Below are 22,920 nucleotides of genomic sequence, written 5' to 3' on the forward strand. Positions count from 1 at the left end.
TGACTACTATTCCCTTGAAATTGTGAAAAATAACAGTTTACGGATTTTTTTATTGTATTCAATTTAAATGGTGATTGAGCCTAACACAATACCTTCAAGCAGAAGGATTTGAAGTTAGCTGCGCCCATGACGGGGAAATTGGGGTTAAAAAAGCACTGAATCAACCCCTGGATGCGATTGTTCTTGATGTGATGTTGCCGAAACTCAATGGCTTTGAAGTCTTAAAGGCCATTCGCGAACATCTTGATACCCCTGTTTTAATGTTGACCGCTCGGGGCGATGATATAGACCGTATCGTGGGGCTGGAAATTGGCGCTGACGATTATCTCGCAAAACCTTGTAACCCGAGAGAGTTGGTTGCCCGTATGCGTGCGATTTTGCGCCGTGCCCAAAAAGCTCCCATGCACCGTCCGGTCATAGAACATGGAAATATCATGATAGACTGTTCAAAGCGTACGGCAACCATTGAGGGCAATCCGCTGGAATTAACAAACACAGAATTTAATATTCTGGAAATGCTGATGAAATCCCCGGGCCAGGCCTTTTCCAAGGAAGAGTTGACCGAATATGCCTTGGGCCGTAAATACACAGCTTATGACCGCAGTATTGATGTCCATATCAGCAATTTGCGCAATAAACTCGGTCAAAATAAAGCAGGTGAAGACTGGATTAAAACAGTTCGTGGTTTTGGTTATTTATTCAATGCGTAGTTTATATTGGAAAATATTTCTCTCTTTTTGGCTTGCTACGATTCTTATCATTTTAACCACAGCCTGGGTTACCAGCGAAATTGCCAAAAAATCTTCGATTCCTGCCCGCGAACAGTTATTTATGGACAGTTTTGCTAACGCAGCAGTTGTGACCTATGAAGCAGGACGTCATCAAGCATTAAAAGACTGGATGGCCAAAACCGGCTTGGAAAGGCATATGGAACTTTATCTGCTGTCAAGCAAAGGAGATATAATCGGTAATCAGCGCCCTCCTGCAAGCGTCAAGAAAGTGGCTGAAAACCTGAAGGATGATGAATTAAATGCCGGCATCATTAAATCAGGTAATTTAATCGTCAGTCATGAAATCCTTTCAACCACAGGCGTTGCCTACCGGCTGGCCGCGGTCAGTGAGAAACCTCTGGCTCATTTTGTCCAAATCCCCTGGGCAGGCCTGTCTCTTCGACTGCTTATCGCCATATTTATCAGTGGCCTTATCTGCTACCTCTTATCAATCTATCTTACCCAACCGCTCCGCACTTTGCGGCTTGCCGCCAAATCGATTGCACGCGGAAATCTAAAAACACGTGTTGGGCATTTCGCAGGGCACAATAAGGATGAAATTGACGAATTAAGCGACGAATTCAATCATATGGCTGAGCAGTTAGAAGCGCATATTCACTCTAAAGAGAGATTGCTACAAGATATTTCTCATGAATTGCGCTCTCCTTTAGCGCGTTTGCAAATGGCAATCGCAATTGGCCGCCAAAAAACAAATCATAGTGCAGAACAAGAATTTACCCGCATGGAACTCGAATGCATGCGCCTTAACACCCTCATTGGCGAAATACTTGAATATGCAAGGCTTGAGAAATCGACCAACACCTTGAAAAAAACCATGCTCGACTTGAAAAAGTTACTGTATGACATTATTGAAGACGCTAATTATGAGTTTCCCTCATCGCTAACCCGTGTTCAACCGGGACAAATAGATGATTGCCGCATTATGGCGGATGAACGCTTAATTCGCCGTGCCATCGAGAATATTTTGCGCAATGCGTTGCGATACTCATCTCCTGAAGAAGCCGTTTTCGTTTTGCTCTATCAAAAGGATGAAACAGCAACAATTGAAATTAAAGACAGAGGTCCTGGAATACCGGAAAATGAATTAACCAAGGTTTTTAATCCTTTTTACCGGGTAGACACATCCAGGGAGAAAAAAACCGGCGGCTTTGGTTTAGGGTTAGCCATAGCCCAACAGGCTGTAAAACTCCATGGCGGTGAAATTGAAGCAAGAAACCGCAAAAAGGCAGGATTGTTGGTTAGAATCATATTGCCCCTAACCAATAAACTCTATAAACAAACAAAACAATAGCCAAAAGGCTCTCCTCGCATCATGACTTCGTGCGTCTCATAGTGATACATTTAGGGTGCTGTTATGCTTTAGTATCATGATAACCGCCTGTTTCCCCTTGTGCATCAAATTCTTTATGAGTATAGTTCGTCCTTTCAATGAAGGAAAATTGTATGAATGAGTTAATTCAGAGGATGATCAAGGAAGCAAGCCATGCGCTGCAAAATGCGTACGCTCCTTATTCTCATTTTGCTGTTGCATGTTGCTTGCGAAGCAATGATGATTTGTTTACTGGCGTCAATGTAGAAAACAGCTCATATGGCCTGACCATTTGTGCTGAATCTTCTGCAATCAGCCAAATGATAGCGGCAGGAAAGCAGCGAATTAATGAACTTGTGCTCATAGCCGGCAATAATCTTCTATGTTCACCCTGCGGTGGATGCCGGCAAAGAATATATGAATTTTCCGACCTTGATACAAAAATACATTTATGTAGTCTTGAAACGGTTTTAAAAACAGCAACAATCGAAGAATTGTTGCCGTTAGCTTTTAACATGAAGTCTTAGAGAAATAAAAATGCTACAAAAAAACATAACTGACGCTCATCGTGCCGCAGAACTGATTAAACAACAACTCCCTTCTTTTTCCCCTAAAATTGGTGTGGTGCTTGGTTCAGGGCTTGGAAGTTTCGCCGAACAACTCGACGAACCAACTTACATTGATTATGAACAACTTCCCGGTTTTCCAAAATTAACTGTACATGGCCACAGCGGCAAGATGGCATTAGGGCACCTGCATGGTACCGGCGTTGTTTGTTTGCAAGGTCGCGCGCACTCTTATGAAGGCCCAAGCTGTGACTATGTAAAAACGTATGTTCGTACGTTAAAATTACTGGGATGCGAGTACTTTTTAGCCACGAACGCATCAGGATCGCTCCGTGAGGATGTAGGACCCGGCGAGTTAATGCTTATTACTGATCACATTAATATGCAGCCTGGCAATCCGCTGGTAGGTCCCAATGACGAAGAATTCGGACCTCGCTTTTTTCCCCTCGATAACGCCTATGACAAAGAATTACGCGAAAAATTTTTAAAAATTGCCTATGAAGAACATATTTCGCTCCATCAGGGCGTTTATTTGGCCGTTCTTGGGCCTAATTATGAAACTGCTGCAGAAATTCGGGCATTTCGTATTTTGGGTGCCGATGCTGTAGGCATGTCAACAGTCCCGGAAGTCTTGGTGGCCAATCATTGCAGGTTAAAAGTAGGTGTTATTGCTACCATCACCAATTATGCCACGGGACTTGCCAGCAGCAGCCACAGTCATGAAGCAGTTGTATCGATGGCATCCCAGGCTGCAGAAAAGTTAAATAGATTGATTAAACGAATCATCATGGAACTATAACGTGACCTGGGAAAAGGATTTTACTGAGGCCATATCCAGTGCCGCCCTGCATGCGGGCAATATGCCAGATAATAAGCAAATTATCAGCTTGATTGATCTAACATTGCTGAACAATAACGCATCCCTGGATGAGCTGCATGCATTAGCTGCAAAAGCAGAACGCTATTCTGTCGCTGCTGTTTGTGTTCTACCCAAACATTTAGATGATATCCCTCAAGAATGGCAGATTAAGCGGGCGACAGTAATCAATTTTCCAGGAGGCAATCAAAATCGTCACGATGCGCTTTTAGCGGTCGAAGCCATTATTAAATCTCGCAAAGCAGATGAAATTGATTATGTGTTCCCCTATAGTGCTTATCTTAACGGTGAACATGATTATGCACTATCCTGCTGTCATGAACAGTTTAAACTTTGTCAGGCAAACAACGTAATTTTTAAAGTGATTTTAGAAACAGGCGCATTTCCCGATATGGAACGTATTCATCAAGCAAGTTTAGATATAATAGGAAGCGGCTGCGATTTCCTAAAAACCTCTACAGGCAAAATCCCAGAAGGCGCAAGCCTTGAAGCGGCTTTTGCCATGTTGCAGGCAATCAAAAGCAGGAATGCAAGTTGCGGCATTAAAATATCCGGCGGAATCAAAACCAAAGCGCAAGCTTTGCAATATATTCAACTTGCACAATTCATGTTGGGAAGGCAAGCAGAGCAAAGCTGGTTCCGGATTGGTTCCAGCAGTTTATTAGATGATTTGCTTTGAAGCAGAGGCTTGTGAATAATGCAGACAGGAACAATTTAAAAAATGGTCTACCGACAAATGTCCAAGAGGCGCAGTACAGGTCATTATTATTAAGATCTAATATGTCCTTCACCAAGGACAACCCATTTATAACTTGTTAATGCGTCTAAAGACATGGGCCCACGGGCGTGCAATTTTTGCGTGCTAATTCCTATTTCAGCGCCCATGCCAAATTGGCCGCCGTCGGTAAATGCGGTAGAAGCGTTAGCATAAACAGCCGCGCTATCAATATGATCCAGAAAATAACTAATGCTTGCTTGGTCTTCAGCAATAATTGCTTCGCTATGACCAGAACTGTGCTCCATAATATGATCTACAGCTTCTTCTAATGAACCAACCGTTTTTATTGCCATTTTATAGGATAAAAACTCTTGGCAAAAATCATCTGATGTTGCTTTTCGGAGTAATTGTTTTGGATAAAAAGAGGTAAGTGCCTGGTGACTCGGTTCATCCGCAAAAATTTCAACCCGTTTATTAGCAAGTGGTTCTACTATGAGCGGTAAATCAACCAGGCAATCCTGATGGATAACCAATATATCGAGCGCGTTGCAAACACTGACTCTTCTTGTTTTAGCATTATCAATAATTAAACGGCCCTTCTCCACATTGCCGCTCTTGTCGAAATAAACATGAACAATGCCCGCGCCTGTTTCAATAAAGGGTATTCTTGTATGCTCACGTACAAAATTTATCAATGACTGGCTTCCCCTTGGAATGCACACATCTACAAACTGATTTGCTTTTAAAAGAATATGCACCGCTTCTCGCTCCTGGGGCAATAAATAGATAAGAGATTTATTGATACCGTGTTCATGCAAGATCTGATGAATCAATGAAACGAGGAATAGATTGGTGTGATAGGCTTCCTTTCCACCTTTCAAAACACATGCATTACCTGTTTTAAAGCATAAAGTAAAAGCATCTATCGTGACATTCGGTCTCGACTCATAAATAATGGCAACGACTCCCAATGGAACAGAAACTCTCTGAATGATTAAGCCATTAGGAAGTTTTTTTTGATCCAAAATTCTTTTTTTTGAATAAGGCAAGGAAGCGACTGTTTCAACATCTGCTGCTATTGCTTCAATACGTTCTTTAGATAAAAGCAACCGATCATGCTTTGGATCGTCTTCATGAATCAGTTCCAGGTCTTTTTTATTTTCATCAATAATTTCATTGATAGAATGACGTAATCGATTTGCAAGATCTAATAATAGGTTATTCTGCTTTTCTTCATCAATAAATCTTAAGCTGTAACTGGCTTTTTTGGTTGCTTGAAGCTGGTTGGTAATTTCTTCCGTCATGAAAGCCTCTTAAAAAATATGTAAATGATCATAATGAATAAATTCAGGCTTTGATGATTGCCCTAAATACTCATTTAGTTTAGCCGCATCGTATTTTGCAAGGCCAATCCCGATTTTTTCATTATTCGGCGTCATTATTTCTACCAGATCCCCTCGTTTGAAATGACCAGTAAATTTTTCAATTCCAACAGGCAGGATACTGATAATTCGTTTATTTTCTTTTATAATTTGTAATAAACATGAGTTTATCGTAATTGATCCAGTCTTGTTTTCACTATAAGCAATCCATTTTTTTATATTCGACCTCTTTTTAACAGGTAAAATAGTTGTACCCAAAGGCTCATCTCTGAGGATGCGCGTAATTACCGAAGGATGATTAATGCTGGCTATATGGGTTGTTACTCCCAGGCTCGACATTTTTCGAGCCGTCCCAAGCTTACTAATCATTCCGCCTCTGCCGTGAAGACTTTTTACAGCAGAAACTTCAGGCCAATCACGCATCGGATTAATAATTGAAATTAATTCTGAGCCGGCTTCATCAGGATGTTTGGTATAAACACCTTCAACGTTGCTCAAAATAATTAATTTATTTGCGTTTATCATTGCCGCGATAAGACCTGAGAGTTCATCGTTATCAGTAAACATCAGCTCTTCAATAGCAACGCTGTCATTCTCATTGATAATAGGTACGATATTCCTATGATCCAGAATTTCACGAAGTAATCTTGAAATATTTAAATAGTGCTGTCTCGTTTGAAAGTCTTGCTTTGTGAGTAACAATTGAGACGCAAGCATGTTATGTTTTTTTAGCATAGAAGCGTAAACATGCATCAACTCATATTGCCCTAATGATGCCAGAACCTGTTTTTCTCCTATTGAACTGCCATATTGACGACCAAGAAATTGGCGTGCGGCTTTGCGGCCCGAGGCAACAGCGCCTGAGCTTACTAAGACAACCTGATGGCCGGCTTTTTGCAGTTCAACAATCTGTTCAACTAAATGAAGCATAACAGGTTCAAATGGTGTTCCATCATTTGATAAAATGCTTTGAGTTCCGACTTTAATGACAATTTTCATGTTTGGCTCATTTTAATGAAGCTTCTTTCCATTAGGAACTTTGGGATCAACAGTAATCAAGCAAATCGCCCCATTCTCATCAGAGAAACCAACTAATAAAAATTGAGACGTAAACCCGGCAATATTTTTTTCGCCAAGATTGACACATCCTACAATAGAACGGCCTATAAGCGATTCTGGCGTATAATGTTTTGTTACCTGTGCTGAAGTTTGCAAGACTCCAAACTCAGGACCGAAGTCTGCCCATATTTTATAAGCAGGTTTTTTCGCGCGGGGGAATTCTTCCGCTTTAATAATCGTTCCTGATCTTAAATCTACTTTTAAAAACTCTTCATACGATATATTCATTTCATCAATCCTTCATTTATCTTCTTGCATACAAACAGAACAAGACCCATGCCAGCACTCCCGTGAAGCCAACTCTTCTCCTGATTTGATTCAACAGATCTCAATTTAATGCGCCATAAGCGCTATCCACATCAGTGTTCCATACCCGATATTCAAGTTAAATGCTTTAAAGCAAGCTTCTCTTTCGCGGCTTTTGACCAGTTTTTGCTGATAAATTAACCATAATCCTGCAATAAACCAAAAGCCAAAAAACCAGACTGTGAATTTTGCTTGATATGCCAAGGCGAGCCAAAGTGTGTGAAATATCCCTTGCAACAGCAGAAGAGCCAGGGAATCAAACTCAGCCAGTAACACTGCTGTGGATTTGACGCCAATTTTTAAGTCATCATCACGGTCAACCATGGCATACATGGTGTCATATGACATGGTCCATAAAAGGCATATCAGCATCAAAAGAGCCATATTAAAGTCGACAGACTTACCAGAAGCGCTATAAACCATCGGGATACTCATGGAAAATGCAATCCCCAGCATCAACTGAGGCGCCTGAAAAAAGCGCTTGCAAAAGGGATAAATCAGGGTAACTGGCAGAGCTAGCAAAGCATAGTAAAAACAGGCTATCGGCAATTGCAATACGATAAGACAGGCAGCCATCAATAATACGATTAACAGTACTGTGGCTGCCCGCAAGCCAATTTGCCCGCTGGTTAGTGGGCGCATTGATGTTCGTTTCACGTGTTTATCAATATTTCGATCAGCAATATCATTCACCACACAGCCCGCCGCCCGCATGAATATGGTTCCTAAAAGAAATAACATTACCAGCTTGGCTGGAGGATGAGCATTATTAGCAAGCCACAGAGCCCAGGCGGTCGGCAGCCAAAGCAGCGCTATGCCAACCGGTTTATGAAACCGCATCAATTTAAGATAAGCCACCATGTTCATCCGCATACCTTTCAATACCTGGCATCAGCAATTCTGCCAGGTAAAATGGGAATTGCTCATGTAACATAAAAACAGACAGGCGAAGCCAAATAACCTCTGCCGGCAACCGCAATCCGGGATCAATCCAATGATATTCTATATTGTTTTGATTAACCCCATAACCACAAAACAGGACTCGCTTAATATTGGGGTTATCAAAAATAATTTCGCCCAAAGATTCATACTGCAGACGCAAAAAAAGATGATCACCGGCTTGATAAGTATACTCAGGGATAACGGTGCGGGCATACCAGCAAGGTTCACCGTTAGAATGCATCATGATTTCACGGCACAATACCTTTTTATCATGAATAAGCAGCGCATAGTTATCCCACCAATCGCTTGGTCTCCAGCATTGATTTAAAATTTCAAGCCGGGCGTCTCCAGAAACTGACTTGAGTTTTTTGGTGAGCGAATAAGGATAGCTTAACCAGGTTTTCACATTTTGAGATGGCTTGCAAGTCACTTTTAACAATGAATCAGTGTTCAACAGCATAAAAACAATCATCAAAAAATTTCAGGCCTTTGCTTGGTGATGATCATGCTACAGTGAGGGAATTATGACAAGTATTATCTTCTTACGAACATATGCGCTCTATGCCTTGGGACATAAACAAAAGTGCAAACGCTGATATTGCAAATGAAATAGTTGCTAATAAAATCTCTAATTACAGGACCCAGTCACAACACTTAAACGGCCGCTGGACGACACATTGACCGTGCGCGCATTATTGCCCGTACAACCGGTTGCTCTCAAGTTCAGGGTAGAAGCTCCACTGCTTACGAAACCTGAACCATCATAACTGATGATGCTGGAAGTTGAACTGATTGTTGTTCCATTGGGCACTGCCTCGGCAATTTTCACTAAATCATTGGCTGAATCAATGGCATTGTTATTATCAGAATCGGTAAATACAATCCATCCTTGATTCCATTGAGTATTGCTTCCGCATGCTGTGAACGCATTATTAGCTGCAGGACAGACAGAAACCCGCACGCCTCTCTTGACAGCTTCCATACGAGCCATATTTAAACTGGCTGATAATTTATTGGTGATGGAAACTACCTTATTATTTTGAATCAAGGCCTGGTAACCTGGAACGGCCGCAATCAGAAATATTGCGCCTATCGCAAGAACGGCAATAAATTCAACTATTGTAAATCCTTTCATAGAATTCAGGCTTCACTACATTTTCCCACCATTGTGTATAATTATAGGACATCAATTACACGTTTGTGTTTTCATTCGTCCCAAACGATTGATGATCAACCGGTAACACCCGCTTTTGTTACTCACCAGGAAATGTCCATTAATCATGCTGTTTTTTATGCCGGGTGAAAAAAGTAAAAAACTGTTCGATTGCAAGCCATGCCACCGAATATCACACCCTTTCATTGCCGATTGCCCCCATTCATGAATCATGGTTGGGGATAAGCGCGTCTGGCGGATGCCGTCATCCACAAACAGCACTAAACCGTTTTTCCATTGATTCATACCAGATTTGGGAGCAAGCACAACTTTTCTGCTATAAATTAAGGCCTGATTTCTTGAAAAAATAACGATGCTTTTGAGTTCACTCACGGCAGCTTGCAGATGATTTCTACTCAGGATTGACTGAACAAACGGAGGCGCAAAAAAGAATAACATCAATAAAATGCCAGTAGACACCAGTAACTCAAGCAGGGTAAAACCTGATTTTTTATAAAAGCAAGGCGCTTTTTTGAATATATACAATGCTTAAACCTTCCATGGAATTAGGCTTTGCCCAGTTATGTCCAATAATCCTTATTCTTAAATGATAAACCGCTCAAAAATTGTCTGACTGCTAATAAGTCCTGGTATGCTTTTTTCTTATCTGCAGGATTGCGAAGCAGGTAAGCAGGGTGGTAGCTGACAAGAACCGGTTTTTGCTGGTATTGGTGAATTTTATTTCTCATTGCGTTAAGCGGCAATGTTTTCCCGATCAAACAGGAGCCGGCAAAGCGTCCAACAGCAAGTATCAGCTTAGGGTCAATCAGTTTTATTTGCTCCCTGAGAAAACCTGTGCAGGCATCAAGCTCTTCCCTTTTCGGATCACGATTATCCGGTGGACGGCATTTAAGCACATTGGCAATATAAACATCTTCTTCCATCAGGCCAATGGTTTTCAGCATTTTATTCAATAATTGCCCAGCCTTTCCAACAAATGGCATTCCTTGTTTATCTTCATAATACCCTGGCGCCTCTCCAATAATCATTAAATTACTGTTTGGGTTTCCCCGGGCAAAAACGGTGCGTGATCGGGTTTTATGGAGTGTGCACCGCTTACATGCTGCAACTTCTCTTGCCAGCTTCTTAAGCTTCTCATCATTGCAGGGATTAATCTGCCGCTCAACCCAAACATCAATTCCCATTTGCTGAAGATAGAAGTTGCGTAGCTGTTGGTCATGCATAATAAAAATTTCAGGGTAAGCTTGATAAAATTGATTTTACCATTTCAGAAGGGTTTTCGGCCTCTGTTATCGGTCGTCCTATTACCAGGAAGTCACTGCCAAGTTTAACAGCTTGTTCTGGAGAAATAGTGCGCTTCTGATCATTTTTTGCTGTATTGGCAAAACGAATGCCCGGTGTAACAGTTAAAAAATCATTCCCGCATGCTTCTTTAATCCTGCGCGCCTCTAAAGCGGATGAAACCACGCCATCCAAGCCAGCCCGCCTTGCCAGTAAAGCTAAATTCAAAACCTGGTCTTCAAGAGAATTTTCTATGCCAATTGAGGGTAACTCCCTTTGTTCCATGCTGGTTAATACCGTAACAGCTATCAGCAAGGGACGCTTTATACCAAATTCATCGAGTGCATTCTTAGCGGCAGCCATCATTGCTAATCCGCCTGATGCATGGACATTGATCATCCATACTCCGAGTTCAGCAGCAGCCACGCACGCTTTGGCAACTGTGTTTGGAATATCATGAAATTTTAAATCCAGAAAGACTTTAAAACCTCTTTTTACCAAATGGCGGACCAATTCAGGTCCGAATAATGTGAACATTTCATTACCAATTTTTAAGGCGCATTGAGCGGGATCAATTTTGTCAACCAATTCCAAAGCCTTATCTTTAACATGGTAATCAAGAGCAACAATCAGCTTTATAGACACGGGTTAATCACCCTCCAGGCCATGAATGGGTTTAATTCTACCCCAGTGTTTGCAACTTGGACAGTGCCAATGCAGCAGCTTACCGCTGAAGCCGCACTGCCCGCACCGATATACAGGTTTATTGTCTATAAATTTGCTGGTGATATCATAAAGCATTTGTAATTTATCGCGAACTTTTCCGTGTGCGGATTCCAAATGCCAATAAATTAAGCGGTTAAGTCCGCGAATTGAAGGGTGTTTACTTAATTGCATAGAAACAAAATCAATCGCATAATCGATATTATTCTCCTGCCGCAGATATTCACCTATCACAAAAATAACGGATGCCCTCGGATTATCAACCATGGTGTCCATTAAATACGCAATGCATTCATCCATTGCGTCTAACTCGCGATAGCAGCGCACCAGAGGCTCAATAATTTCTGTTAAAAATTCCGGATCCTGTTTTGGAACTTGTTTTAAAGCGTGGATTGCAAGTTTATATCGGCCTTTTTTGATTTCGAGGTCAGCAAGCATTAGGCTTGCACGTACGGAACGCTTATCAATTATTAATGCCTGGCGAATAACATTGTAGGCTTTATCAAAAGAATTTTCTTTCAAAGCCTGATTTGCCATTTCACAATAATAATGGGCGGCCTGCGAAGCCATGGAGACTCCCGTGCTGGTTTCTAACCGCTTGCAGATTTCCAACGCTTTTTCCCAGGCTTTTTCCTGCTGATATATCGCCAACAATCCATGCAGGCTGCAGGTCTCTTGAGTTCCTCCAAGTTCGAGTACTTCAGTAAAAATGCGCTCAGCACGATCAAACACACCGGCACTCATGTAATCATGCCCTAATGCCATCAGGGCCTCTTTTCGCTGAAGCACGCTTAGTTGGGGTCTTGCGATAAGATTTTGATGAATGCGAATGGCCCTGTCTACTTCACCGCGACGGCGGAATAAGCTACCCAGCGCCAAATGGGTTTCTACTGTATCACTGTCAACTTCCAGCAGTTTAATAAACACATCCACTGCTTTATCAGGTTGTTCATTTAAAAGATAATTCAAACCAACAACATATTCCCGCGATAAGCGATTGTCGAGCTGCCTCCCTTTATTAAGATAATTGCGGCTAGCAACCCACCAACCTGACCAGGCAGCTGCAGGCAATAATAATGGCCACAAATTAATCATTAAAATCTCCGCGAAGGTTTTTATCAGTTTTTTTAATTTAAATAAATCCTGAATATCCTGTGCCTTTTATATTTAATTTTGACAGCAACATTGAACGGTTTTTACTATTTTAATGCCATTCCCGCAAAGGCGGAAACCCACGCTTCACCTGACAGCACCAATTTTCAAAATAGCTTCCAGCGAAGCGGGAAGACAATAACCAGTCAACATTCAATAAAAACGGTACTAATGTTGATCTCTCAAGGGAATAGCACGCAAATTTCTTATTTCTTTTTCATTGATCTGTAATTGGCTTTTTAATTTACGGTATTCCAATTTTAACCGCCAATATTTAAATAAACAGATTATATAGCCAAGCAGCATACCTGCGCCAAACATCAAAGTCAGAAGTAAAGAAGTCGGAAGTGTAAAACGGGTAAAATAAAAATTAACCTGCATTGGTGCGGCATTGAGTACTGCAAAGCTGACGCCCGCCAAAACCAGTAAGAGATAAAATACAATCATGACTATCCGCATGCAATCATCCTTTTTAAATCGTGGAAGAGACTAATACACCAGAATCCTTGGAAGATAATGATTGTCACTCCATTTCAACAAAAACACAACCCGTCGAATAGCAATAATTCAGACCGTCATAAATCAGATTGACTAACCATTCTACATGTTATCTTTTTTGACCTATAGGCATTCAGGTGTGTAATTACAGTAAAAAAAAAGCGTAGGTAAACTACGCTTTTTTAAAAAATCACAAAAATTATTCACCTTCTTTGGAGCCCATTTTTTCCTTTAACAGATCTCCTAATGTGGTAGTAGCTTCGCCACTTCGAGAATATTTTTTAATGGCTTCAGCTTGATCCTGAGCATCTTTTGCCTTAACAGAAAGTGAAATTGTGCGATTTTTTCTATCAATGTTGATAATTTTTGCTTCAACTTCATCGCCCTCTTTGATCAAGGCAGAAGCATCTTCCACTTTTTCTTCAGAGAGATCATTTGCGCGGATTGTGCCAAAAACTTCATCAGCAAGCTCAACAACCACGTGTTTGGGATCCACAGCTGTTACCTTGCCTTTGACAATTGAACCCTTGCCATGAGCATCAACATAACTGGAGAAGTTATCGCCTTCCAGTTGCTTCAAGCCCAAGGAAATGCGCTCTCTTTCTGCATCAATACCAAGAATAACTGCCTCAAGCTCCTGGCCTTTCTTGTATTGCTTAACTGCTTCCTCTCCAGGCATGTCCCAGGAAATGTCAGAAAGATGAACAAGCCCATCAATGTCGCCTTCAAGGCCAATAAAGATGCCAAAATCGGTAATAGAGCGAATTTTTCCGCGAACTTTTTCGCCTTTGCTGTGATTTTGCGCAAATTGCTCCCAGGGGTTGCCAACGCATTGTTTCATACCCAGAGAAATGCGGCGACGCTCTTCATCAATTTCAAGAACCATTACTTCAACTTCATCGCCGAGAGACACAACTTTACTTGGATGAACGTTTTTATTTGTCCAGTCCATTTCAGACATGTGCACAAGACCTTCAACGCCTTCCTCGATTTCAACAAAGCAGCCATAATCAGTGATGTTGGTTACTTTTCCATGCAAGCGTTTACCAATTGGATATCTTTCAACCAAATCAACCCAAGGATCGTTGCCTAATTGCTTCATGCCAAGCGATACACGATTGCGCTCGCTGTCAAAGCTTAATACTTTAACTTTTACATCCTGGCCAACGCTTAGTACCTCACTTGGATGTTTAACCCGCTTCCAGGAAATATCCGTGATATGCAAGAGACCGTCAATACCGCCCAGATCAATAAAGGCGCCATAATCGGTAAGATTTTTTACGATACCATGCAGCACCTGGCCTTCGTGCAGAGATTCAAGTAATGCCTGACGATCAGCGCTGCTTTCCTCTTCAACTACCGCACGTCGGGAAACAACAATGTTATTGCGCTTGACATCCATTTTAATGACTTTGAATTCAAGCTCTTTGCCTTCTAAATAAGATGGGTCTCTAACTGGTCGAACATCCACCAATGAACCGGGCAGGAACGCACGAATAGAACCAATCTCTACTGTAAAACCGCCTTTTACTTTACCAGAAATTAAACCGGTAACCGTTTCGTTATTCTCATATGATTTTGATAGTTTACGCCATGCTTCCTGACGTTTTGCTTTCTCGCGAGACAGTATTGTTTCGCCGTGACCATCTTCAACCGAATCCAAAGCAACTTCGACTGAATCTCCAATACTAATTTCAATATCGCCGTTCTTGTCTTGAAATTCTTCAATTGGGACAATCCCTTCCGATTTTAAGCCGGCATTTAACGTGACATAGTCATCGTCAATATCAATGACTTTTGCTGATATAATTGCACCGGGATAAAACTGGGTCCCTGCGATACTTTCTTCGAATAATTCTTTAAAACTTTCAGACATGTTAATAAACTCTTTAGTAAAAAAATGGAATCAGAGATCCTCTCTTCATCCCCCCATTATCGATATTATTGATTTAATATACGATCATTAACTAATTTTAATACATAGTTAAATACTTGTACAACAGTTAGCCGCGTTGTATCCACAAAAACCGCATCATCAGCCGGCCTTAGCGGAGCATGAGCACGATTCTTATCCCTCTCATCTCGTGATCTGAGTTCTTCAGCGACTTGCGCGAGGCTAACATCATTTTCCTTTTCTTTCAACTGTAAATACCGCCGCTTGATTCTTTCTTCTTCTGTGGCATATAAATAAATTTTCAAATCTGCATTGGGAAATACAACTGTGCCCATATCCCGTCCATCTGTAACAAGGCCGGGGGGCCTTGCAAAATCCCGTTGTTTGGCAAGCAAGGCTTCCCGTACCTCAGGAATACTGGCTACTATTGAGGCATCCTGACCGCACTGTTCAGAACGAATTTCTTCGCTTACGTCTTTTCCTTCCAGAAATATCCGGCATTTCGAATCGTTGGTCTTAAAATGAAAATCAAGATCTCCTGCAAGCGCTGCAAGCTTGTTTTTTTCAGACAACCCGATATTTTTTTTATTCGCAGCCAGTGCCAGTACACGGTAAATTGCGCCGCTATCTAAAAAATTCCAATTCAGATGATTCGCTAATCGCAAACTGATAGTCCCCTTCCCAGTGCCGCTTGGTCCATCCAGGGTAATAATCGGGACATGGTTATTGGTCATAATCGGTTTCCTGCATTCTTATTGTTGACTGATTGCCAGATTGACTTGGCGTGCGGTATCCAAAAAACTTGGAAACGAGGTAGCAACGTTCATGCAATCTTTAATCACAACCGGTGATTTTGCTGCAGCGCCTGCAATTGAAAAAGCCATCGCTATACGATGGTCTTTTCTGCTGTCGACCACTCCGCCGCCAAGAGTGCCTCCTTTTAGAAAAACGCCATCATCGAGTGCCTGAGCTTCAATGCCAAGGCGCTGCAATCCATCGACCATGGCAGCAATGCGATCACTTTCTTTTAAGCGCAGCTCTCTCGCTCCGTGCAATAACGTATGTCCTTTGGCGCATGCGGCAGCAACCAGAATAACTGGAAATTCATCAATGGCAAGAGGCACAAGATTGGCAGGAATATCAATTCCTTCAAGCGGGGCATGACTGACACATAAGTCAGCGACCAACTCTTCGCCGCACAAACGCTTATTGCTAAAGCTGATGTCTGCGCCCATTAGCTGCAATATTTGAATAATACCTGTTCTCGTAGGATTTATACCCACATTTCTGATGAACAGCTTAGATCCTGGAATGATGGTTGCCGCAACAATAAAAAACGCTGCTGAAGATATATCTCCAGGCACAATCACATCTGTGCCCTGACACTCACTTGCAGCATTAATAATGATCGCATTATCCATTTTTTGCAAAGGATAAGAAAAAGCGGTCAGCATTCTTTCGGTATGATCACGCGTCAAGCCAGGTTCAATGATACAGGTTTCACCTTCTGCATACATGCCGGCCAAAATTAAACAGGATTTAACCTGGGCGCTGACTTCAGGCATTTCATAGGTAATGCCCTGAAGTTTCTGACCACCATGTATTCGGATGGGCGGCTTGCCGTCGGCAGTAGCAATATCTGCACCCATTTTAATCAAGGGACGTGCCACCCGCTCCATCGGTCGCAGCATTAAGCTCGCATCCCCCGTTAATTCGCTATCGAAGGGTTGAGCCGCTAAAAGACCGGAAAGCAAACGCATCGTGGTACCTGAATTGCCGCAATCAATTACTGATGATGGGGCTTTCAAGCCATATTTTCCAACGCCGTGTATGATAACTCTTTTAGCGACAGGCCCTTCAATACGGACACCCATGTCTTGAAATGCCCTAAGTGTTGCCAAACAATCTTCGCTTTCTAAAAATCCGTTGATGCTGGTGATGCCTTTGGCAATTGCGCCCAAAATTAATGCCCGGTGAGAAATAGATTTATCGCCAGGTACGACGATATCCCCTTCAATTGCCTTAACTGGCTTACTGATAAAATCATAGGGTGTCATGAATGGTGCTCCTCTGCAAAACACTGCATAAACTCTATCAGAGAATCAACGCCATCCATGGGCATTGCATTGTATATGCTCGCTCGCAACCCGCCTGTAATCCTGTGGCCTTTTAGGGCAATCAAGCCGTTTTTTCGCGCCTGTTGTAAAAACAGATCCTCAAGATCTTTGCGTACCAACGAAAAACAGACATTCATGATGGAACGCGCGTTTTTTTGCACTTTACACTCATAAAAAGTTGATGTATCAATAAATTGATACAGTTTATCAGCCTTCAGGCGGTTTTTCCTATATAATTCCCTTATCCCGCCCTGCGTTTTAACCCATTGGAACATTTTTGCAGCCAGGTAACAATTAAAAACAGGAGGGGTGGCATAAAGCGAATGATTTTGTGCGTGAACCCGATAGTCGAGCATGGTAGGGATTGGGTGGCTGGTTTTTTTTTCCAGTAAAGCGCTATCAATAATCACAATGGTTAGTCCGGCAATAGCAATATTTTTCTGTGCTCCGGCAAAAATTAAGCCATAATCCGAGACATTGATAGGCTCGGATAACAGACAAGAAGTCATATCAGCCACCAGGGGTATCCCGCCGGCATCTGGCTTTTCATGAAATTGCACCCCATTTATGGTTTCATTAGGGGTATAATAGAGATATGCGGTATCGTCCTGAATTATCCAGTCTGCAGGAGATGGCAGAGTGAAAAAATTCTGAGGAGAAGAGCTTGCGACACAATAGGCTTGTCCTGAACATTTTTGTGCTTCTTCATAGGCAAGTGATGACCAAACTCCCGAGATAATATAGCCCGCCTTTTTATCGTTGGCTAAAAGGTTCATTGGAATCATTGCAAATTGCGTTCTAGCCGCACCGCCTAAAAACAAGACATGATAGTTTTCGGGAATATTAAGCAAAATGCGCAAATCAGTTTCAGCTTCGCGCATTAATTGCTTGAATTCATCTGAACGATGGCCTATTTCAAGAATTGAAGCGCCTTGCCCCCGCCAATCAAGCAATTCCTCCTGCGCTTCTTTTAAAAGAGACTCTGGCAACATCGCAGGACCCGCACCAAAGTTGTATGGCCTACTCCTCTTCATCCTGAATGTCTTCAATTCGCTGCATACCCACGACCCGCTCCCCAGGGCTGACATTAATTAATCTCACCCCTTGCGTATTGCGGCCGATGACTGAGATTTCGTTCACTTTAATCCGAACCAAAGTTCCCTTATCGGTTATCAGCATGACTTCATCCTGTTCATTGACCTGCAAGGCTTTTACTGCCTTTCCATTGCGTTCGTTCACTTGAATGGAGATGACTCCTTGCCCGCCCCTGCCAGTGATGCGGTACTCATTCAGATTTGTCCGTTTGCCATATCCAAACTCAGTTGCAGTGAGTATTGTCCCTTCTTCATTATGAACAACAACCAGTGAAATCAGGGATTGCTTTTCTCCCAATCGAATTCCTCTGACACCTCTTGCGGTTCTGCCCATGGGACGGACATGAGATTCTTCAAAACGGATTACCTTTCCTGCATCACTGAAGAGCATAATGTCTTTGCTGCCGTCTGTAATATCCACGCCAACCAGCAAATCGTTCTCCTGCAAATCAATTGCAATAATGCCATTTGTGCGCGGCCTGCTGAAAGCATTCAAAGGGACTTTCTTAACCGTACCGTTTTTTGTTGCCATGAATACATAATATCCTTCCTGATACTCTCTTACAGGCAACATAGCATTGATATATTCCTTTTCAGCTAGAGGCAGAACATTGACAATTGGCTTGCCGCGGGAGGTTCGGCTGGCGAGCGGCAATTCATACACTTTCAACCAGTATAGTTTGCCAAAGTTGGAAAAACATAATAATGTGTCGTGTGTGCTGGCAATAACCAACCGCTCAACAAAGTCTTCTTCCTTAACATGGGTAGCTAACTTTCCTTTTCCGCCACGGCGTTGCGCCTGATATGCAGACAGGGGCTGATATTTGACATAGCCCTGGTGCGACAGGGTAACCACGACATCCTCTTCAGTGATCAGATCTTCAATCGTCAAATCTTCCTGAGAAGCAATGATTTCAGTACGGCGGGCATCACCGAATTGCGCTTTCATCTCAAGCAGCTCTTCACGGATAACCTGCATCAAACGCGCAGGCGACGCAAGGATTGCTAAAAGTTCCTGAATTTGCTTAAGCAACTGTTCAAATTCATTAATAATTTTATCCTGCTCAAGGGCTGTTAAACGGTGCAGCCTTAAATCGAGTATGGCCTGAGCCTGTGCCTCAGATAAACGATAACCTTGCTCGCTAAGGCCAAACTCTTGCGGCAAATCATCCGGGCGAGAACCGAGATTAACCGTTTTTTCAAGCATGGCCTTCACCATTCCAGGACTCCAAAGCCTGGCAAGCAGCGCTTCTTTGGCATCCTGAGGTGTAGGTGATTTTTTAATGAGCTCTATCATTTCATCTATATTGGCGAGCGCTATGCCTAAACCTTCAAGAAGATGGGCACGGCTTCTTGCTTTTTTCAGCTCAAAAATACAACGGCGGGTAACCACTTCACGGCGATGCTTAATGAATGCTTCAAGAATCTCTTTCAGATTCAATGTCCTTGGCTGGCCATCAACCAGAGCAACCATATTAATGCCGAACACATTCTGCATTTGAGTATGAGCATATAAGTTATTGAGCATCACCTCCGGAACTTCACCGCGTTTAAGCTCAATGACGACGCGCATGCCTTGCTTGTCAGATTCATCCCGTAGGCCTGAAATACCTTCCAGTTTTTTTTCACGAACCAGCTCAGCGATTCTTTCCACCAAACGAGCTTTATTAACCTGGTAAGGCAATTCGGTAATGATGATGGCCTGCCGGCCAGTCTGTTTTTCGGTTTCAATTTCTGTACGGGCGCGAATTAATATGCGCCCGCGGCCTGTTTTATAGGCTTGTACAATTCCTGTCCGGCCATTAATCATGGCAGCGGTCGGAAAATCAGGTCCGGGAAGGATCTCCATGAGTTCATCAATGCCGATTTGCGGGTCATCGACTAAAGCAATACATGCATTAATAAGCTCGCTGAGGTTATGCGGAGGAATATTGGTGGCCATCCCTACGGCTATGCCGGATGAACCGTTAGCAAGCAAATTGGGAATACGCGTGGGCAATACTACCGGCGCAAACTCAGTTTCATCATAATTGGGGCTGAAGTCTACCGTTTCCTTTTCAAGGTCGGCGAGCAAGGCATGGGCAAACTTTGACATTCTAACTTCTGTATAACGCATCGCCGCCGGCGCATCCCCGTCTACAGAGCCGAAGTTACCCTGCCCGTCCACCAGCATATAACGCATTGAAAAAGGCTGCGCCATGCGCACAATGGTGTCATACACGGCCGTATCGCCATGAGGATGATATTTACCGATAACATCCCCCACGACCCGCGCTGATTTCTTATACGGTTTATTCCAGTCATTACCGAGCTCGCTCATTGCATAAAGCACCCGCCGATGAACTGGTTTTAAACCGTCACGCACATCCGGCAAAGCACGCCCGACAATGACGCTCATCGCATAGTCAAGATAAGATTGTTTTAATTCATCTTCAATATTAACTGGTATTATTTCTCTGGCTGATACCATGGCTGGGATACATCCTCACATGATCATTTAAGAATGAGATTAACTTGCTAAGGATAGCACGATAAGCTATAAGAAGTCAGCTCATGCAAGAAGTTGTTACTGATTTTTGAGTTGTAATACAATGGGCAATGCTTTTGCAATCATTCCATCCATAAGCTCATGAACATTCGTCGCAAACGCTCCAGTTTGACGATTGGCCAAGGCAAGGCTTAATGATAAGCAGCGGTGTCCCAGCAGCTTTCCAAATCCCAGCAACGCTGCAGTTTCCATTTCAAAATTGACAATTTTTAGACCGGCAATTTTGAAATGAGCCAATTTTTCTAGTAATTGCGGAAATCTCAAGGGAGCGCGAACTTGCCTTCCTTGCGGGCCATAAAAACCGCCACAGGTTGCCGTGATTCCTGTTGTACCGAGATGGGAAAATTGCTTTAACAACCATAAATCTGCTTCAGCGAGATAAAATGGTCCGGATTCATTTGCCAGATAGAGTTCCATTTCGCGATGCAATTCGCCAAGCTGGATTGAATAATCATATTTATAATAATCAAATAATGAGTCAAAACCGACAGCATATTGCGTAAGGTAGATATCGCCTGGCTGACAGGACATCTGTAATCCGCCCGATGTCCCAAGGCGTATGACAGTCAGCTTTTGCGGATGCGAATAAGGCGTTCGGGCTTTTAGATCAATATTAACCAGCGCATCGAGCTCATTCATGACAATATCGATATTCGGAACCCCGATTCCTGTAGATAATACGCTTAATCGCTTGGCGCCAATATATCCAGTGTGGGTCACAAATTCACGATGTGATCTTTCTGTTTCTATCTTGTCAAAATGCCTGCTCACCTGGGCAACACGTCCTGGATCGCCTACTGTAATCACTGTATCTGCCAATTCTTCAGGAAGTAAATCCAGATGATAAACCGCACCTCTTTCGTTTAAAGGTAATTCAGCTTCAGAAATCATGTTATTAAATAAATTGACTGTGAAATGTCATTTTTATATAGTTCTCGGCAATATTGCAAGACTGCAAATATCACAAAGATAATTTGCCAGCGTCAGATTTACTTTTATGTAAAATAAGCTACCCTATTCTTCATTCTATTGAATAATCTCCGTCTGACGATTTGCTGGCAGCCCTAATTTAACAGGAGTCCATATGACACAAGATACTGCAAAATTGACATTGCCTGGGCATGACCCAATCGATTTACCCATTTTAACCCCGACCCTCGGGAAAAAAGTTATAGACGTAAATGATCTTGGATCCCATGGTGTGTTTACGTTCGATCCAGGCTTTGTCTCCACAGCTTCCTGCGAATCAAAGATCACATTTATTGACGGTGAGAAAGGCGTATTGCTTTATCGTGGCTATCCTATTGAGCAGCTGGCTGAAAAAAAGGACTTTCTTGATGTAAGCTATTTGTTGCTGAATGGCGAACTTCCCGATAAAAACGAAAAGACAAAATTCAACAGCTTAATTAATAACCATACCATGGTACATCAACAAATGTATCAATTTTTAAATGGATTTCGACGTGATGCGCACCCAATGGCGATTATGGTCGGCATCGTCGGTGCATTATCAGCGTTTTACCATGAGTCAATGGATCTGAATAATCAAAACGATCGCTATACCGCTGCCGTTCGTCTAATTGCAAAAATGCCAACCATGGCTGCCATGAGCTACAAATACTCAATAGGACAGCCTTATATGTATCCGCAAAATAAAATGTCTTATGCAGAAAATTTTCTGCACATGATGTTTGGCGTTCCCACAGAAGCGACCACACCCGACCCGGTCATTGTCAAAGCAATGGATACTATTTTTACACTGCATGCTGATCATGAACAAAATGCCTCTACCTCCACCGTGAGGCTGGCTGGCTCAACAGGAGCCAATCCTTTTGCCTGTATTTCTGCCGGCATTGGCGCTTTATGGGGACCTGCACATGGCGGAGCCAATGAAGCGTGTTTAAACATGCTTCGCGAAATTGGCGATGTAAGCCGAATCAATCAATATATTAAGCGCGCCAAAGACAAAGATGATCCGTTCCGTTTAATGGGCTTTGGACACCGCGTTTATAAAAGCTACGATCCCCGTGCCAAGGTCATGCGCGAAACATGCCACAATGTTTTAAAAGCTGTTGATGCTCATAATGAGCCTTTATTCAAATTGGCTATGGAATTGGAACGGATCGCATTGGAAGACGATTATTTCGTTGAGAAAAAATTATATCCCAATGTGGATTTTTACTCAGGGATCACACTCAGCGCAATTGGTATACCTACCAATATGTTTACTGTTATTTTTGCGCTGGCGCGAACTGTGGGCTGGATGTCCCACTGGATGGAAATGACAGCAAGCAAATCACGAATCGGCAGACCGCGCCAATTATATACTGGCGAGAAACAAAGGGACGTGGAATAATGATTTTCCCGCATCTTTTCTGATTCAGAAAAATTATGTGCTCCTCGGGTCAGAAAAGATGTAGAAATACGTA

Annotated in this window: 23 protein-coding genes; 6 read left to right on the plus strand and 17 right to left on the minus strand. The window is 42.6% G+C overall.

The annotated features are described in order from the left end of the window. Positions 1-74 precede the first annotated feature (74 nt). From cpxR to deoC, 5 genes are all read left to right on the plus strand, one after another. Positions 75-710 carry a two-component system response regulator CpxR gene (gene cpxR / locus Llon_RS02870; protein WP_058528568.1) on the plus strand — a complete coding sequence of 212 codons (636 nt, stop codon included), beginning with the start codon at positions 75-77 and terminating at the stop codon, positions 708-710. Next, positions 703-2,082, plus strand: coding sequence for a two-component system sensor histidine kinase CpxA (gene cpxA, locus Llon_RS02875; protein WP_058528569.1), 1,380 nt, complete (start codon positions 703-705; stop codon positions 2,080-2,082). The genes cpxR and cpxA overlap by 8 nt, the downstream gene beginning before the upstream one ends. A gap of 152 nt (positions 2,083-2,234) precedes the next feature. Further along, the gene (gene cdd / locus Llon_RS02880; RefSeq protein WP_058528570.1) at positions 2,235-2,627 is read left to right on the plus strand and encodes a cytidine deaminase; all 393 of its coding nucleotides are present in this window, start codon (positions 2,235-2,237) and stop codon (positions 2,625-2,627) included. A 10-nt stretch (positions 2,628-2,637) separates the two neighbouring features. After that, the gene (locus tag Llon_RS02885) at positions 2,638-3,465 is read left to right on the plus strand and encodes a purine-nucleoside phosphorylase (RefSeq protein ID WP_058528571.1); all 828 of its coding nucleotides are present in this window, start codon (positions 2,638-2,640) and stop codon (positions 3,463-3,465) included. A gap of 1 nt (position 3,466) precedes the next feature. Beyond that, positions 3,467-4,222 (plus strand): deoxyribose-phosphate aldolase, encoded by a 756-nt coding sequence (gene deoC / locus Llon_RS02890; RefSeq protein ID WP_237758243.1) that lies wholly within the window; start codon positions 3,467-3,469, stop codon positions 4,220-4,222. Positions 4,223-4,311: 89 nt separating this feature from the next. On the opposite strand, the gene Llon_RS02895 is transcribed toward deoC, so the two are convergent. The 17 genes from Llon_RS02895 to Llon_RS02975 form a co-directional block, all read right to left on the minus strand. Continuing rightward, positions 4,312-5,565, minus strand: a complete 1,254-nt coding sequence (locus Llon_RS02895) for a glutamate-5-semialdehyde dehydrogenase (protein WP_058528572.1) — start codon at positions 5,563-5,565, stop codon at positions 4,312-4,314. Positions 5,566-5,574: 9 nt separating this feature from the next. Next, the gene (proB, locus tag Llon_RS02900) at positions 5,575-6,642 is read right to left on the minus strand and encodes a glutamate 5-kinase (RefSeq protein ID WP_058528573.1); all 1,068 of its coding nucleotides are present in this window, start codon (positions 6,640-6,642) and stop codon (positions 5,575-5,577) included. A 12-nt stretch (positions 6,643-6,654) separates the two neighbouring features. After that, positions 6,655-6,990, minus strand: a complete 336-nt coding sequence (locus Llon_RS02905) for a tRNA-binding protein (RefSeq protein WP_058528574.1) — start codon at positions 6,988-6,990, stop codon at positions 6,655-6,657. A 105-nt stretch (positions 6,991-7,095) separates the two neighbouring features. Beyond that, complete coding sequence (ubiA, locus tag Llon_RS02910) at positions 7,096-7,935, minus strand: 4-hydroxybenzoate octaprenyltransferase (RefSeq protein ID WP_115336851.1); 840 nt, start codon at positions 7,933-7,935, stop codon at positions 7,096-7,098. Beyond that, positions 7,913-8,470 (minus strand): chorismate--pyruvate lyase family protein, encoded by a 558-nt coding sequence (locus Llon_RS02915; RefSeq protein ID WP_065238265.1) that lies wholly within the window; start codon positions 8,468-8,470, stop codon positions 7,913-7,915. The genes ubiA and Llon_RS02915 overlap by 23 nt, the downstream gene beginning before the upstream one ends. 168 nt (positions 8,471-8,638) lie before the next feature. Further along, positions 8,639-9,145 carry a GspH/FimT family pseudopilin gene (locus Llon_RS02920; protein ID WP_058528576.1) on the minus strand — a complete coding sequence of 169 codons (507 nt, stop codon included), beginning with the start codon at positions 9,143-9,145 and terminating at the stop codon, positions 8,639-8,641. A gap of 51 nt (positions 9,146-9,196) precedes the next feature. Beyond that, the gene (locus Llon_RS02925; protein WP_058528577.1) at positions 9,197-9,709 is read right to left on the minus strand and encodes a pilus assembly FimT family protein; all 513 of its coding nucleotides are present in this window, start codon (positions 9,707-9,709) and stop codon (positions 9,197-9,199) included. A gap of 35 nt (positions 9,710-9,744) precedes the next feature. After that, entirely contained in the window at positions 9,745-10,407 is a 663-nt protein-coding gene (locus Llon_RS02930; protein ID WP_058528578.1) for a uracil-DNA glycosylase, read from the minus strand. Between the two features lie 10 nt (positions 10,408-10,417). Further along, positions 10,418-11,110, minus strand: a complete 693-nt coding sequence (pyrF, locus tag Llon_RS02935; RefSeq protein ID WP_058528579.1) for an orotidine-5'-phosphate decarboxylase — start codon at positions 11,108-11,110, stop codon at positions 10,418-10,420. Positions 11,111-11,113: 3 nt separating this feature from the next. Beyond that, the gene (gene lapB / locus Llon_RS02940) at positions 11,114-12,283 is read right to left on the minus strand and encodes a lipopolysaccharide assembly protein LapB (RefSeq protein ID WP_058528580.1); all 1,170 of its coding nucleotides are present in this window, start codon (positions 12,281-12,283) and stop codon (positions 11,114-11,116) included. Positions 12,284-12,508: 225 nt separating this feature from the next. After that, positions 12,509-12,799, minus strand: coding sequence for a LapA family protein (locus Llon_RS02945; RefSeq protein ID WP_058528581.1), 291 nt, complete (start codon positions 12,797-12,799; stop codon positions 12,509-12,511). A gap of 238 nt (positions 12,800-13,037) precedes the next feature. Then, complete coding sequence (rpsA, locus tag Llon_RS02950) at positions 13,038-14,714, minus strand: 30S ribosomal protein S1 (protein ID WP_058528582.1); 1,677 nt, start codon at positions 14,712-14,714, stop codon at positions 13,038-13,040. A gap of 65 nt (positions 14,715-14,779) precedes the next feature. Further along, a complete protein-coding gene (gene cmk / locus Llon_RS02955; RefSeq protein ID WP_058528583.1) occupies positions 14,780-15,466 on the minus strand; it encodes a (d)CMP kinase in 687 nt (228 codons plus the stop codon). An 18-nt stretch (positions 15,467-15,484) separates the two neighbouring features. Next, positions 15,485-16,789: a 3-phosphoshikimate 1-carboxyvinyltransferase gene (aroA, locus tag Llon_RS02960; RefSeq protein WP_058528584.1), complete on the minus strand. Its 1,305-nt coding sequence runs from the start codon at positions 16,787-16,789 to the stop codon at positions 15,485-15,487. Further along, on the minus strand, positions 16,786-17,883 hold the full coding sequence (gene serC, locus Llon_RS02965; protein ID WP_058528585.1) for a 3-phosphoserine/phosphohydroxythreonine transaminase: 1,098 nt from the start codon (positions 17,881-17,883) through the stop codon (positions 16,786-16,788). The genes aroA and serC overlap by 4 nt, the downstream gene beginning before the upstream one ends. After that, complete coding sequence (gene gyrA / locus Llon_RS02970) at positions 17,870-20,413, minus strand: DNA gyrase subunit A (protein ID WP_058528586.1); 2,544 nt, start codon at positions 20,411-20,413, stop codon at positions 17,870-17,872. The genes serC and gyrA overlap by 14 nt, the downstream gene beginning before the upstream one ends. Before the next feature lie 96 nt (positions 20,414-20,509). After that, the gene (locus Llon_RS02975; protein WP_058528587.1) at positions 20,510-21,382 is read right to left on the minus strand and encodes a nucleoside phosphorylase; all 873 of its coding nucleotides are present in this window, start codon (positions 21,380-21,382) and stop codon (positions 20,510-20,512) included. Positions 21,383-21,575: 193 nt separating this feature from the next. Between Llon_RS02975 and gltA the strand changes: the two genes are divergently transcribed. Then, on the plus strand, positions 21,576-22,847 hold the full coding sequence (gene gltA / locus Llon_RS02980) for a citrate synthase (RefSeq protein ID WP_058528588.1): 1,272 nt from the start codon (positions 21,576-21,578) through the stop codon (positions 22,845-22,847). Positions 22,848-22,920: the final 73 nt, after the last annotated feature.

Origin of the sequence: Legionella londiniensis, assembly GCF_001467825.1 — a bacterium.
Lineage (GTDB): Bacteria > Pseudomonadota > Gammaproteobacteria > Legionellales > Legionellaceae > Legionella_A > Legionella_A londiniensis.

Bases quoted from the DNA above. Each gene is read 5' to 3' on its own strand.
- cpxA (WP_058528569.1), top strand. From the start codon at position 703: ATGCGTAGTTTATATTGGAAAATATTTCTCTCTTTTTGGCTTGCTACG.
- cdd (WP_058528570.1), top strand. From the start codon at position 2,235: ATGAATGAGTTAATTCAGAGGATGATCAAGGAAGCAAGCCATGCGCTG.
- Llon_RS02885 (WP_058528571.1), top strand. From the start codon at position 2,638: ATGCTACAAAAAAACATAACTGACGCTCATCGTGCCGCAGAACTGATT.
- Llon_RS02895 (WP_058528572.1), bottom strand. From the start codon at position 5,565: ATGACGGAAGAAATTACCAACCAGCTTCAAGCAACCAAAAAAGCCAGT.
- proB (WP_058528573.1), bottom strand. From the start codon at position 6,642: ATGAAAATTGTCATTAAAGTCGGAACTCAAAGCATTTTATCAAATGAT.
- Llon_RS02905 (WP_058528574.1), bottom strand. From the start codon at position 6,990: ATGAATATATCGTATGAAGAGTTTTTAAAAGTAGATTTAAGATCAGGA.
- ubiA (WP_115336851.1), bottom strand. From the start codon at position 7,935: ATGAACATGGTGGCTTATCTTAAATTGATGCGGTTTCATAAACCGGTT.
- Llon_RS02915 (WP_065238265.1), bottom strand. From the start codon at position 8,470: ATGCTGTTGAACACTGATTCATTGTTAAAAGTGACTTGCAAGCCATCT.
- Llon_RS02920 (WP_058528576.1), bottom strand. From the start codon at position 9,145: ATGAAAGGATTTACAATAGTTGAATTTATTGCCGTTCTTGCGATAGGC.
- Llon_RS02930 (WP_058528578.1), bottom strand. From the start codon at position 10,407: ATGCATGACCAACAGCTACGCAACTTCTATCTTCAGCAAATGGGAATT.
- lapB (WP_058528580.1), bottom strand. From the start codon at position 12,283: ATGATTAATTTGTGGCCATTATTATTGCCTGCAGCTGCCTGGTCAGGT.
- Llon_RS02945 (WP_058528581.1), bottom strand. From the start codon at position 12,799: ATGCGGATAGTCATGATTGTATTTTATCTCTTACTGGTTTTGGCGGGC.
- rpsA (WP_058528582.1), bottom strand. From the start codon at position 14,714: ATGTCTGAAAGTTTTAAAGAATTATTCGAAGAAAGTATCGCAGGGACC.
- cmk (WP_058528583.1), bottom strand. From the start codon at position 15,466: ATGACCAATAACCATGTCCCGATTATTACCCTGGATGGACCAAGCGGC.
- aroA (WP_058528584.1), bottom strand. From the start codon at position 16,789: ATGACACCCTATGATTTTATCAGTAAGCCAGTTAAGGCAATTGAAGGG.
- serC (WP_058528585.1), bottom strand. From the start codon at position 17,883: ATGAAGAGGAGTAGGCCATACAACTTTGGTGCGGGTCCTGCGATGTTG.
- gyrA (WP_058528586.1), bottom strand. From the start codon at position 20,413: ATGGTATCAGCCAGAGAAATAATACCAGTTAATATTGAAGATGAATTA.
- Llon_RS02975 (WP_058528587.1), bottom strand. From the start codon at position 21,382: ATGATTTCTGAAGCTGAATTACCTTTAAACGAAAGAGGTGCGGTTTAT.
- gltA (WP_058528588.1), top strand. From the start codon at position 21,576: ATGACACAAGATACTGCAAAATTGACATTGCCTGGGCATGACCCAATC.